Origin of the sequence: Xenorhabdus bharatensis (assembly GCF_037996705.1) — a bacterium.
In the GTDB taxonomy this organism is placed as follows: domain Bacteria; phylum Pseudomonadota; class Gammaproteobacteria; order Enterobacterales; family Enterobacteriaceae; genus Xenorhabdus; species Xenorhabdus bharatensis.
Genome location: NZ_JBBMXG010000006.1, coordinates 23,962 through 37,096 on the forward strand (window position 1 = coordinate 23,962; position 13,135 = coordinate 37,096).

Consider the following 13,135-nt stretch of genomic DNA (forward strand, 5'->3'; position numbering starts at 1 on the left):
TCCCCCACCTAGAAGCGGGAGAAATCATTGAAAAGTGCAAGCCCCATTAATAACACCAGCAATATAGCACCAATGCGATAACTGAAGTCTTGTACACGCTCGGAAACTGGCCCCCCCTTGATCTTCTCGATAGCAAGGAAAAGCAAGTGTCCACCATCTAGTACAGGTAATGGGAACAAATTTATGATCCCAAGATTGACGCTGATTAACGCCAAAAACATCAAATAATACACCAAGCCAGAATCCGCCGACACGCCAGCACCCTTGGCTATAGAAATAGGACCACTCAAATTATCAAGTTTCACATCCCCGACAATCAATTTGCCAATCATATTCACGGTCAGCTTAGTCAATTGCCAAGTTTTCTCTCCAGCCTCATAAACAGAGTAGAAAGGCCCATACTGTTGAACTGTTCTGTATTCATCAGCCAATGGAATGACTTTCAATTCAACTCCGGCAAAGCCCTCTTCGCGCCCATCGGAAAATGTCTTAGCCTCGGGTATCAGTGATAGAGTCATCATATTACCGGATCTTGCAACATTAAGTTTCAGGGGAGTATTCGGATTCTTCCTGACGTAAGATGCAAAAGGGTGCCAGATATCTACATTCTGGCCATCGACTTGAACGATCCTGTCCCCGCTTTGTAAACCCGCTTTTTCCGCCGCTGAGCCGGGATAAATTTTCTCTATCTGAGAACTAGGGTGCGGAATAACGGGCATAATGCCTAGAGACAGCAGGATGTCCTGCCGGGATGGATCAAAAGCCCAATGCCGTAAATCCAGCGTCTTTTGAATGGGTTCCGAAGAATCTTCCGGAGCCACATCCAGCGACACAGAAGATTCTCCGACTTTACTTATCAAAGCGAGCCTTACTGAATTCCAGTCAGGAGTTTCGATACCATCAACGGCTTTTAGTTCCATTCCGGGCAAAATATTTGCCTGAGCCGCAATCGAATCAGGCTTAATATCCAGAATCACTGAGCGAACCGAAGGGACACCGATCACAAAAACCAGCCAGTAAGCAACAATAGCCAAAATAAAGTTTGCGATTGGCCCGGCACTGACAACGGCCGCTCTCTGCCCGATAGTTTTATTATTGAACGCCATATGGCGGCGTTCAGGGGCGACAGTCTCAACTCTTTCATCAAGCATTTTGACATAGCCCCCTAAAGGAATAAGGGCAATAACGAATTCGGTTCCCTGTTTATCTGTACGACGCCAAAGCGCTTTACCAAACCCGATAGAAAAACGCTCAACGTAAATACCACACCGTCTGGCCACCCAAAAGTGACCAAATTCATGCACTGTGACAAGCACTCCCAATGCAACAATAAATGCAGCCAGATTCCAGAGAATATCCATTAATGTACCTTCAGAGACCAAATCCAGAAGAAACTAACATGACCAGCCCGGCAAAAACAGGGACTGCGGCCGTTAAACTGTCTACCCGATCCATCACTCCGCCATGCCCCGGTATCAACTGACTACTATCTTTAATGCCTGATTCCCGTTTAAACATACTTTCGGTCAGATCACCAAAAACAGAGGCAATAACGACAACAGCAGAAATCAGCAACAAGTTTTCAGGCATAACCGGGACTGGAGCAAATTTACTGAACAACCAGGAAATAAGTGCCGCTGTCAGCAGCCCTCCGGCCAGCCCTTCGAGGGTTTTACCCGGGGATACTTTAGGTGCCATTTTGTGTTTACCTAATGCGCGACCAAAAATATAAGCCCCTGAATCAGCAGCCCAAACCAGCAGCATCACATACAGCAGCCACCACGCACCATTATAGGTATTATTTTCATACCCTTGAGTGCGGAGAACCATCATTCCACAATAGAATGGCACAATCGTCAGAAAACCGAATAGCAGGCGTAATATAACGGAAGATTTCCAAACAGAAGCTGAGGCAGGGTAAGCGACAACTAATACGATAGCAGCAATCCACCAGAACATGCCTGCCCATAAAAGATATAGGATTTGAGGTTTTTCAGTCAGATGAGTAAAGTCTGCCAAAGAATGTTGTAAAGCAAGCAGCCCTGCTGCACACAATACTGCCAGTGCTATGCGTTTGGACTGTGTGAATAATCCGGCAAATTGCCCCCATTCCCATGCAGCAAGTGCTGAAACGGCAATGACAACCAACCCGAACCCTGAAGGAGGAAGTAAAAACAGAGCCGCAACAACAAGGGGAATTAATATTAACGTAGTTAAAAGACGGTACTTCAGCAAGTTCTCCTCCTATGATCCCACTTCGGCATCGTCTGGCGTTCCGCCAAAACGGCGTTCTCGTTTAATAAAGGCATGAATAGCACCTTCAAAGGCTGTTTCATCAAAATCAGGCCAAAGTATATCGGTAAAATATAATTCTGCATAAGCTATCTGCCATAACAGGAAATTACTGATACGATGCTCGCCCCCGGTTCTGATCACTAAATCGACATCAGACTGCTGATTCAGGCTCATAAAGCCGCTTACTGTTGATTCGGTAATGTCTTCAGGTTCAAGCTGATTTGCCCTGACTTTTTCAGCAACCTGTCTGACACTCTGAATTAAATCCCAACGACCGCCATAATTGGCAGCAATATTAAGCTGCAATCCGGTATTGCCCGCTGTCAATTCAACTGAACGGCGGATACGCTCCTGCAACCGTGAGCTAAACCGACTAATATCACCAATAACAGACAATTTCACATTGTGCTTATGTAAGCTCTTCACTTCATTATCGAGGGCAAAAACAAACAGTTCCATTAATGAACTGACTTCTTGTTGTGGACGATTCCAGTTTTCACTACTGAAAGCATATAATGTCAGTGATTCGATGTTATTTTTAACCGAAAAGCTCACAGCACTTCGTACAGCCTTAATTCCTGCACGATGACCAAAAACTCTTAACTTCCCACGCTTTTTTGCCCAACGACCATTACCATCCATAATAATGGCAACATGTCTGGGTAATGGCAGCGATGAGTCACAATCACTAGGAGATATCACTCAAACTAATCCTTAAATAATTAAGCTGACACTTTATAGCTCAAGAATTTCCACACACGAAAAAGCCGTGCCAACAATTATCACGGCTGTTTCTGGCATAGACCCGGTCGAAAACCTTTATCTCTGATACATGCTTCAAAAACAGGTACCAAAATACGCTAAATATTGAACTGGCTATTATAGCAACTACGCTTTACCTGCGAACTATATCATTTGCCAAAATGCAAACAAACATATACTTATTAACAAAATTCGCTAGTTAGCAAAGGCGCCAATTGCCTCTTTCGCCAGAGATCTTGCTATATGGTCGATTTCTAAGACCTCTTCAATGCTTTGAGGTTCAGGCAAATTTAATTTCTCAACAACCTGTCGATTCATCACCGCAATATCAGTGAAACGAATCTGATTCTGCAAAAAAGCACTCACTGTTTCTTCATTAGCGGCATTCAATGCGGTTGTTGCTGCCTGACCTTCATGACAGGCGTCAATCGCCAGTTTGAGGCAGGGATAACGACGATAATCCAGTGCTTCGAAAGTCAGTGTGCTGAGTTCAGTAAAGTCCAGCGGTTTAGCACCAGACTCAATGCGATTGGGATAAGCCATGCTATAGGCAATTGGCGTACACATATCCTGTGTGCCCAACTGTGCAATGATACTGCCATCCTGATAACGCACCATTGAGTGGATCACCGATTGCGGGTGCAGCAGAACTTCCATTTCATCAGCAGAAGCGTTGAACAGATGACGAGCTTCAATATATTCCAACCCTTTATTCATCATTGTTGCAGAATCAACGGAAATTTTACGTCCCATTGACCAGATTGGGTGAGCACAAGCTTCATCGGGAGTGACAGAAGAGAATTTTTCCAGCGGCGTTTTACGGAATGGGCCGCCAGAACCGGTCAGAATAATACTGGAAATACCATGATCTTTTAACGTTGCATTACCAAGATTGTGTTGGACTGACTCAGGTAAACTCTGAAAAATGGCATTATGTTCGCTATCAATCGGCAACAATTGTGCTTTATATTGATTAACCGCCTCCATAAATAAGCGCCCGCTGGTAATAAGCGATTCTTTGTTAGCCAGCAGAACCTGCTTACCTTTACGGATAGCCGCCAGTGTTGGCAGTAACCCTGCGATACCCACAATAGCAGACATCACCTGATCGACATCTTCCAGTGCGGCTAAATCACAGATAGCCTCTTTTCCGGACAGTACTTCAGTCTGGCAGCCTTGTTCTTGCAATAAGCGCCGCAATTCTGTGGCGGAATGTTCATCTGCCATTGCGGCATACTGGGGCTGAAATTCCAGACACTGTTGTGCCATGACTCCACTATTTTTCCCGGCAACAAGTGCCACAACACGGAATTTATCTGGGTTCTTTCTGACAACTGAGAGTGTACTTGTCCCGATGGACCCCGTTGAACCGAGGATAGTTAAGCGTTTCATATTAATACTCTGAGTATTCTACTGACATAAAATCGCAATAGTTTGATCTGTCCTGATCGCTATGTCCATTGCCTGAGAAAGAAATGTGATACGAAATGTAATATTGATAATATTAAATGATAAGAATAACGCCGCAGAGTTGCGGCGTTAAGTTATACCCGTAGTCTTTCAAGCTGCCTTTTTATTGGCTGCTATGGCTGCGAAACAGCCCGAAATCAATAGGCATAGCAAAGCAGAGAAATGGCGATTAGAATTCCATCAACTCTGTTTCTTTATTCGCCAGTGCTTCATCAATCTTTTTAATGAAGGTATCAGTCAGTTTCTGAATATCGTCCTGTGAACGACGTTCTTCATCTTCACTGATTTCTTTATCTTTCAGCAGTGCTTTAACTTTATCGTTAGCATCGCGGCGGATATTACGGATAGATACACGCCCTTGCTCTGCATCACCACGAACCACTTTGATCAGATCTTTACGACGTTCTTCAGTCAGCGGAGGCAGAGGAACACGAATAATGGTTCCGGCAGAAGATGGGTTCAGACCCAAATCAGAAGCCATAATCGCTTTTTCAACAGCCGGAGTCATAGAACGATCGAATACTGTGATCGCTAAAGTACGTGCATCTTCGGCAACAACGTTCGCGATCTGACGCAATGGAGTCGCTGCGCCATAATATTCGATGCTGATGCCATCCAGCAGGCTAGGAGAAGCACGGCCAGTACGCACCTTGCTGATTTGGTTTTTCAGTGCTTCGACGCTTTTTTCCATGCGGTCTTGTGCGTCTTTCTTGATTTCATTAATCACGTTATAAACCCTTGGGAACTGGTTATTTTCTAGACCATAAATGCCAGTATGGCATACTATGACCCTGTGTCATTAAATTTGGCGCATCAGGACGCTGATCATACCGTCAAATTTCACCGATGTCTCTGTGTACGAAAAATCAGTCGTGAGAAATCAACGTACCTTCATTTTCACCCATTACAACACGACGAAGTGCACCTGGTTTGTTCATATTGAAGACACGGATTGGCAGGTTATGATCGCGGGCCAGTGTAAAGGCAGCAAGATCCATCACTTTCAGTTCACGCTCCAATACATCCTGATAATCGAGTTTGTTATAAAGAACAGCTTCTGGATCTTTTGCAGGATCAGCGGAGTAGACCCCGTCAACTTTGGTTGCTTTTAGCACAACATCCGCTTCAATCTCAATACCGCGCAGACAGGCCGCGGAATCTGTCGTAAAGAACGGGTTACCAGTACCTGCCGAGAAAATAACAACACGACCATGACGCAGTAAGCTGATAGCTTCAGCCCAGCTATAGTTATCACAAACGCCATTCAGCGGAATAGCGGACATCAGACGGGCGTTCACATAGGCGCGGTGTAAGGCATCACGCATTGCCAGACCGTTCATTACTGTTGCCAACATGCCCATGTGGTCGCCGACTACACGGTTCATTCCTGCTTCAGCCAGACCGGCTCCACGAAACAGGTTGCCTCCGCCAATAACGACGCCGACTTGAATACCCAGCTCAACCAGTTCTTTGATTTCCTGAGCCATGCGGTCTAAGACGCTAGCATCGATACCAAAACCTTCTGCGCCTTGCAGGGCTTCTCCACTGAGCTTAAGCAGGATTCTCTGATATACGGGTTTTGCATTGGTTGCCATGGTGTTTCAGTCCTAAGCAGATAAGGATTATTGGGGGTTGCTACAATTATTCAGTTAATACACATCCATGCTATGCAGCCAGATGTAAAAATTCTTCTTAAATAAAACAGAACCGCCAATCGGCGGCTCCGTTAAGACAATTAAGACTGTTTGCTCATCGCAGCAACTTCTGCTGCGAAGTCAGCTTCAACTTTCTCGATGCCTTCGCCAACTTCAAAACGGATGAAGTTGATAACTTTAGCGTTGTTCTCTTTCAGCAGAGCGCCAACAGTTTTGCTTGGGTCCATCACGAAGTTCTGACCATTCAGAGAGATTTCGCCGGTGAATTTGTTCATACGGCCAGAAACCATTTTCTCTGCGATTTCGCGTGGTTTGCCAGACTGCATTGCGATGTCCAGCTGGATCTGATGCTCGCGCGCAACAACGTCAGCAGGAACGTCAGATGGGTCAACATATTCTGGTTTGCTTGCAGCAACGTGCATTGCAACGTGCTTGATCAGTTCTTCGCTTGCGCCTTCAGCAGCAACCAGAACACCGATACGCGCACCGTGCAGGTAAGAACCTACAGCTTCGCCTTCCAGAATAGCAACACGACGGATGTTGATGTTTTCACCGATCTTAGCAACCAGTTCAGTACGCTGTTCTTCGAACTTAGCTTTCAGTGCATCGATATCTGCGTTTTTGTCAGCCATAACGGAAGTGATAACTTCTTTACCGAATGCCAGGAAGCCAGCATCTTTAGCAACGAAGTCAGTTTCACAGTTCAGTTCAACGATACCTGCGAATTTAGCATCTGCTGCAACTTCAACCAGGATAACGCCTTCAGCTGCAACACGGCCTGCTTTTTTAGCCGCTTTTGCCTGACCTGATTTACGCATGTTATCGATAGCCAGCTCGATATCACCATTTGCTTCAACCAGTGCCTTTTTACATTCCATCATGCCTGCGCCAGTACGCTCACGCAGTTCTTTTACCAGAGCAGCGGTAATGTCAGCCATTTGTTTAATTCCTCGATGTGTCTCGCGGGAAGATAATATTCCGCGTGGAAAGTTATCAGATAATATCCTTCGTCTTTCAAGCTGCCTCTTTGTTGGCTGCGCTCGTTAACCCCAGTCACATAGTTATCTATGCTCCCGGGGATTCTCTTCCTTGCCGCCGCGATGCAACTCGAAATCCATTGGGTATTTCTATATCAGATATGTAAAAGGGGCCTTGACAGGCCCCCTAACCAATATATTTCAATACCTGGTCAATAAGGGCTCAGAAATGAGCATGCCTTATTATTCAGCGTCTACAAGACCTTCTTCAGCCTGAACAGCCAGATCCTGTGAACGGCCTTCACGAACAGAAGTCGCAGCAGCAGTCAGGTACAGTTTTACTGCACGGATTGCGTCGTCGTTACCTGGGATAATGAAATCAACGCCATCTGGATCAGAGTTAGTATCAACAACAGCGAATACTGGGATACCCAGGTTGTTTGCTTCTTTGATAGCGATGTGTTCGTGTTCAGCATCGATCACAAACAGAGCATCAGGCAGGCCGCCCATGTCTTTGATACCGCCCAGGCTGTTTTCCAGTTTGCCAAGCTCACGAGAACGCATCAGCGCTTCTTTCTTGGTCAGCTTGTCAAAAGTACCGTCCTGAGACTGAGCTTCCAGATCTTTCAGACGCTTGATTGACTGACGAACAGTTTTCCAGTTGGTCAGCATACCACCTAACCAACGGTGGTTAACGAAGTATTGGTCACAGCCCAGAGCTGCTTCTTTTACTGCTTCGCTTGCAGCACGCTTGGTGCCAACAAACAGAATTTTGCCTTTACGGGAAGCAATTTTGTTCAGCTCAGCCAAAGCATCGTTGAACATTGGAACAGTTTTTTCCAGGTTGATGATATGAACTTTGTTACGAGCGCCAAAGATGAAAGGTTTCATTTTTGGGTTCCAGTAACGAGTCTGGTGACCGAAGTGAACGCCCGCTTGCAGCATATCGCGCATGGAAACAGTTGCCATTTTAGACCTCTATAAAGTTAATTGGGGTTATGCCTCCACAGATCCCATGACACCGACTCTTTAACTGTGTGCTATTCATAGCGTATGAACGAGATTCATACGAATTAGTCACATGAGAGCACCCCGGTGTATGTGCCGATCCGTGTGTGTTATTTACACAAATGAGTTTATTTAGCATTTCTGAAATATTGCTTCTACAGGAAACAATTACACAGAATACCGGCGCGCTTTATACCATAATCCGTGCCTATACACCAACATTTGTTATCGCTTTCTGACGTCTTAGCAATCAACGGTTATTGTTAGATATCAGGCAGGCTGATACCATTACCACCATCATTTTTTCATTAACTAATATCAAAGAATTGGTGATTTACCGGTTCTAATGGACTGATTTCATGGCTATTACTATCAAAACAGACGAAGATATTCAGAAAATGCGCGTTGCCGGCCGTCTGGCAGCTGAAGTTCTGGAGATGATCGGGCAACACGTTAAAGCAGGTGTTACCACGGGTGAGCTTGATCGGATTTGCCACGAACACATCACGAATAAACAGCAGGCTATTTCTGCCTGTCTGGGTTACCACGGTTTTCCTAAATCCGTCTGTATCTCTGTCAATGACGTGATTTGCCACGGTATTCCAAGTGATGACAAGGTACTGAAAGACGGCGATATCGTTAATATCGATGTTACTGTTATTAAAGATGAATTCCACGGCGATACATCCAAAATGTTCATCGTTGGTAAACCAACGATTCAGGGCGAACGTCTGTGCCGTGTGACTCAGGAAAGTCTGTACCTTGCGCTGAAAATGGTGAAACCGGGTATCCGTCTGCGTACTATCGGCAAAGCGATTCAGCAGTATGTGGAAGGGAATGATTTCTCCGTAGTTCGTGAATATTGTGGTCACGGTATTGGCCGGGTTTTCCACGAAGAACCGCATGTACTTCATTATGATGCGGATGATGGCGGTGTTGTACTGCAAAAAGGCATGGCTTTCACTATCGAACCGATGGTTAATGCAGGCGATTACCGCATCCGTACCATGAAAGATGGCTGGACTGTGAAAACCAAAGATCGCGGCTGGTCTGCACAATACGAACATACTATCGTTGTGACTGACAACGGCTGCGAAATCATGACATGGCGTAAAGAGGAAGAAGCGCAGATTTCAGCGGTATTGGTTAACGCATAATATTGGTTAATACATAATAGATTAACGAATCATTACGCAAACCAGTCACGGATTAATCAATAATAATCTGCTGACATAATTTGCCCACTCCTGCCAAAGATCCCGTTGTCAGGATAGCATTGCCAAATGAAGCCCTTGTACATAAACTGTCCCCACAGGGCTTCATCATCGACGACAAACGCCTGCCCATCTCACAGTTTCTTATCATAGGTTTCTGAATATGCCAGTTGATATTGCTTTTGCGCACGCCCCGATTCCTCCTATCTCTCCGGTAGAATTTTCATGTGATGATCTGCAATGCCCGGTGCTGAAGCAGCATATTGATGAGTTTCAACTGTGGCTTGAACAGGCATTCAAAGCGGGTATTTCCCCGACCGCACTGATTTATGCACGTAGTGATTATATTGATAAACTTCTGACCCGGTTGTGGCAGCAGTATGGGTTTGATCAGATAGATACTCTTTCCCTGATTGCCGTTGGGGGTTATGGACGACGCGAGTTGCACCCTCTTTCAGATATCGATCTGCTGGTTCTGAGTGAACACCCGCTGACTGAAGAACAATCAAGCCAGATTGGGCGCTTTATTGCTCTGCTGTGGGATATTCGTCTGGATGTCGGCCACAGTGTCAGAACACTCGAAGAGTGCCTTGAAAAAGGGCTTTCCGATCTGACTATCGCCACCAATTTAGTAGAATCCCGCTTAATCTGTGGTGATTTACCCCTGTTCCTGCGCTTACAAAAACACATTTTCAGTGATGATTTCTGGCCATCAGCCCAATTTTTTGCCGCCAAGCTCATCGAACAGAAAAAGCGTCATCAGCGATACCACAGTACCAGCTACAATCTGGAACCCGATATTAAAAGCAGCCCGGGGGGATTACGTGATATTCATACGTTACTTTGGGTGGCTCACCGTCATTTCGGGGCGACATCTTTAGATGAAATGGTCGATTTTGGTTTTCTGACTCACGAAGAGCGGGATGAATTGAACGAATGCCAAAATTTTCTCTGGCGTATCCGTTTTGCCCTTCATCTCTCTGTTACCCGTTACGATAACCGGCTGTTGTTTGAACAGCAATTTAGTGTCGCTCAGCTTCTCAGCTACAAAGGCGAACATAATCAGCCTGTTGAACGAATGATGAAAGATTTCTATCGCGTGACCCGCCGAGTCAGCGAATTGAACGACATGCTGTTGCAACTGTTTGATGAAGCGATCCTGACACTCCAACCAGATGAAAAACCCCGTCCCCTGAATGAAGCCTTTCAGTTACGGGGAGATCTTATCGATGTGATTGATGAATCACTGTTTACCCGTGATCCTGCTTCAATTCTGAAAATGTTTTATCACATGGCCGTTCACCGGGAAATTAACGGGATCTATTCCACTACGTTACGTCAGCTTCGCTATGCCCGCCGGAACCTTAAGCAACCTTTGTGCGAACTTCCTCAAGCCCGAAAAATTTTTATGGCGATTCTGAGGCATCCTCACGCAGTCAAAAGTGCTTTACTGCCAATGCACCGTCACAGTGTGTTAAGTGCCTATACACCGCTTTGGAGCAATATAGTCGGTCAAATGCAGTTTGACCTGTTCCACACGTATACCGTTGACGAGCACACCATCCGGTTATTGCAGAAACTGGAAAGTTTTGCCGATGAAAATAACCGCATACTTCATCCTGTGTGTGTTGAACTCTACCCACGCATACCGCAGCCTGAATTACTGCGGCTGGCGGCTTTTTTCCATGATATTGCCAAAGGGCGCAATGGCGACCACTCCGAACTGGGCGCGAAAGACGCGTTTGCCTTCGCCAAACAGCACGGATTGACCAGTTACGAAGCTGAATTGATAGAGTGGCTTGTTCGCTATCATCTACTGATGTCAATCACTGCCCAACGACGGGATATTCAGGATCCCGAAGTCATTCAGCAATTTGCCTGTCAGGTCAAAAATCAGAATCGCCTGAATTATCTGCTTTGCCTTACTGTTGCCGATATCTGTGCCACCAATGCCAAACTATGGAATAGTTGGAAACAGAGCCTGCTGCGCGAACTTTACTTCGCGACTGAAACCCAGTTACTTAAAGGGATACAAAATACGCCTGATTTACGGGAGCGTATCCGGCATAACCGTTTACAGGCTTTAGCACTGTTACGTCAGGAAGCGATTGACGAAGAAAGGTTGCATCATATCTGGAGCCGCTGTCACGCAGATTATTTTTTGCGCCATACGCCGGATCAACTGGCCTGGCATGCCAGCCATTTAGTTAAGCATCAATATCCCGATCCAATGGTACTGATAAGTACTTCATTTTCTCATGGAGGAACGGAAATATTTATCTGGTGTCAGGATAGACCTTCTCTTTTCGCCGCTGTTGTAGGAGAGTTGGATCGACGCAATTTAAGTGTTCATAACGCCCAGATCTTTACTAATCGGGACGAAATGGCAATGGATACTTTTGTCATACTGGATCCGAATGATCACTCGCTGGCGCCTGACCGCCATGAACCTATCCGCCAGTCTTTGCTCAAAGCCATTGACGATCCTCATCCCAAAGCACCTAAAACGCGTAAATTACCGGCTAAATTACGCCATTTTGACGTGCCTGCCAAAATCAGTTTCTTAACGACACAAAATACCCGGCGCACTTACATGGAACTCATGGCCTTGGATCAGCCCGGATTACTGGCGAAAGTCGGCAGTATTTTTGCCGAATTAGGTATTTCCCTGCATGGTGCACGGATTACTACCATCGGTGAGCGGGTAGAGGATTTTTTTGTACTGACAGATAAAGATTATTTGGCACTGGATAAAAAAATCAAAGATGAATTGTCAGAAAGGTTGACAGAAGCCCTTAACACCAAGGATAAAGTATAACGTTCACTAACCAATATTTGACTAAGAATAAGGGATCCCTTACCAATGCAGCAAATACAACCTATTGCCGAGTTAATGGGCATTATTGAAAATGCATTTGAAAACCGTACCAGCATCACTCCGGCCACTGTTGACGAAACAACACGTGATGCCATCAATCAGGTCATTCAGATGTTGGACAGCGGTAAACTGCGTGTCGCTGAGAAAATCGCAGGTGAGTGGGTAACACATCAGTGGCTGAAAAAAGCAGTCCTGCTCTCTTTCCGCATTAATGACAATCAAGTGATGGAAGGCGCTGAAAGCCGCTATTTCGATAAAGTACCGATGAAATTTGCTGATTATGATCAGGCGCGTTTCGAAAAAGAAGGCTTCCGTGTTGTCCCACCAGCAGCAGTCCGTCAGGGAGCTTATATCGCACGTAATACGGTGTTAATGCCATCTTACGTCAATCTGGGTGCTTATGTGGATGAAGGCACAATGGTCGATACATGGGCAACAGTAGGCTCTTGTGCTCAAATCGGTAAAAATGTTCACTTGTCCGGCGGTGTCGGCATTGGTGGTGTTCTGGAGCCATTGCAGGCTAACCCGACTATCATTGAAGATAACTGCTTTATCGGGGCACGCTCTGAGATTGTGGAAGGGGTTATCGTAGAAGAAGGCTCTGTGATCTCAATGGGTGTTTACATCGGCCAAAGTACCAAAATCTATGATCGTGAAACCGGCGAAATCCATTATGGTCGAGTACCTGCCGGGTCTGTCGTCGTATCAGGTAACCTGCCTTCCAAAGATGGCAGCTACAGCCTGTATTGTGCTGTTATCGTGAAAAAAGTCGATGCCAAAACCCGTGGTAAAGTGGGTATTAATGAATTGCTGCGTACAATAGACTAACTCTTTGAATAGCGGATAATAAATCCGCTATTTTTTGCGGGAAAAAAC

At 45.6% G+C, this 13,135-nt stretch carries 11 protein-coding genes; 3 read left to right on the forward strand and 8 right to left on the reverse strand.

The features are described 5' to 3' along the window. Window positions 1–8: 8 nt before the first annotated feature. From rseP to rpsB, 8 genes are all read right to left on the reverse strand, one after another. Window positions 9–1,361: a sigma E protease regulator RseP gene (gene rseP / locus AAC855_RS07380; RefSeq protein ID WP_340608966.1), complete on the reverse strand. Its 1,353-nt coding sequence runs from the start codon at window positions 1,359–1,361 to the stop codon at window positions 9–11. 10 nt (window positions 1,362–1,371) lie between these two features. Then, the gene (gene cdsA / locus AAC855_RS07385; protein ID WP_340608967.1) at window positions 1,372–2,235 is read right to left on the reverse strand and encodes a phosphatidate cytidylyltransferase; all 864 of its coding nucleotides are present in this window, start codon (window positions 2,233–2,235) and stop codon (window positions 1,372–1,374) included. Window positions 2,236–2,244: 9 nt separating this feature from the next. Further along, window positions 2,245–2,937 carry a (2E,6E)-farnesyl-diphosphate-specific ditrans,polycis-undecaprenyl-diphosphate synthase gene (gene ispU, locus AAC855_RS07390; RefSeq protein WP_422824364.1) on the reverse strand — a complete coding sequence of 231 codons (693 nt, stop codon included), beginning with the start codon at window positions 2,935–2,937 and terminating at the stop codon, window positions 2,245–2,247. 315 nt (window positions 2,938–3,252) lie between these two features. Then, a complete protein-coding gene (ispC, locus tag AAC855_RS07395; protein ID WP_340608969.1) occupies window positions 3,253–4,449 on the reverse strand; it encodes a 1-deoxy-D-xylulose-5-phosphate reductoisomerase in 1,197 nt (398 codons plus the stop codon). Between the two features lie 247 nt (window positions 4,450–4,696). Beyond that, window positions 4,697–5,254, reverse strand: coding sequence for a ribosome recycling factor (frr, locus tag AAC855_RS07400; protein WP_099108913.1), 558 nt, complete (start codon window positions 5,252–5,254; stop codon window positions 4,697–4,699). Between the two features lie 139 nt (window positions 5,255–5,393). Next, complete coding sequence (pyrH, locus tag AAC855_RS07405) at window positions 5,394–6,122, reverse strand: UMP kinase (RefSeq protein WP_086955305.1); 729 nt, start codon at window positions 6,120–6,122, stop codon at window positions 5,394–5,396. 140 nt (window positions 6,123–6,262) lie between these two features. Then, window positions 6,263–7,120 (reverse strand): translation elongation factor Ts, encoded by an 858-nt coding sequence (gene tsf, locus AAC855_RS07410; protein WP_340608970.1) that lies wholly within the window; start codon window positions 7,118–7,120, stop codon window positions 6,263–6,265. Window positions 7,121–7,402: 282 nt separating this feature from the next. Next, complete coding sequence (rpsB, locus tag AAC855_RS07415) at window positions 7,403–8,128, reverse strand: 30S ribosomal protein S2 (RefSeq protein WP_099108916.1); 726 nt, start codon at window positions 8,126–8,128, stop codon at window positions 7,403–7,405. Window positions 8,129–8,526: 398 nt separating this feature from the next. On the opposite strand from rpsB, the gene map reads away from it, so the two are divergent. The 3 genes from map (at window position 8,527) to dapD (ending at window position 13,087) form a co-directional block, all read left to right on the forward strand. Then, window positions 8,527–9,324, forward strand: a complete 798-nt coding sequence (gene map, locus AAC855_RS07420) for a type I methionyl aminopeptidase (protein WP_340608971.1) — start codon at window positions 8,527–8,529, stop codon at window positions 9,322–9,324. A 220-nt stretch (window positions 9,325–9,544) separates the two neighbouring features. Next, entirely contained in the window at window positions 9,545–12,199 is a 2,655-nt protein-coding gene (glnD, locus tag AAC855_RS07425) for a bifunctional uridylyltransferase/uridylyl-removing protein GlnD (RefSeq protein ID WP_340608972.1), read from the forward strand. A 45-nt stretch (window positions 12,200–12,244) separates the two neighbouring features. Then, a complete protein-coding gene (gene dapD, locus AAC855_RS07430) occupies window positions 12,245–13,087 on the forward strand; it encodes a 2,3,4,5-tetrahydropyridine-2,6-dicarboxylate N-succinyltransferase (RefSeq protein WP_422824362.1) in 843 nt (280 codons plus the stop codon). Window positions 13,088–13,135 lie beyond the last annotated feature (48 nt).

Coding starts and splice junctions, on each gene's coding strand:
- glnD (WP_340608972.1), top strand. CDS start 9,545: ATGCCAGTTGATATTGCTTTTGCGCACGCCCCGATTCCTCCTATCTCT.
- dapD (WP_422824362.1), top strand. CDS start 12,245: ATGCAGCAAATACAACCTATTGCCGAGTTAATGGGCATTATTGAAAAT.
- rpsB (WP_099108916.1), bottom strand. CDS start 8,128: ATGGCAACTGTTTCCATGCGCGATATGCTGCAAGCGGGCGTTCACTTC.
- map (WP_340608971.1), top strand. CDS start 8,527: ATGGCTATTACTATCAAAACAGACGAAGATATTCAGAAAATGCGCGTT.
- rseP (WP_340608966.1), bottom strand. CDS start 1,361: ATGGATATTCTCTGGAATCTGGCTGCATTTATTGTTGCATTGGGAGTG.
- ispC (WP_340608969.1), bottom strand. CDS start 4,449: ATGAAACGCTTAACTATCCTCGGTTCAACGGGGTCCATCGGGACAAGT.
- tsf (WP_340608970.1), bottom strand. CDS start 7,120: ATGGCTGACATTACCGCTGCTCTGGTAAAAGAACTGCGTGAGCGTACT.
- pyrH (WP_086955305.1), bottom strand. CDS start 6,122: ATGGCAACCAATGCAAAACCCGTATATCAGAGAATCCTGCTTAAGCTC.
- ispU (WP_422824364.1), bottom strand. CDS start 2,937: ATGGATGGTAATGGTCGTTGGGCAAAAAAGCGTGGGAAGTTAAGAGTT.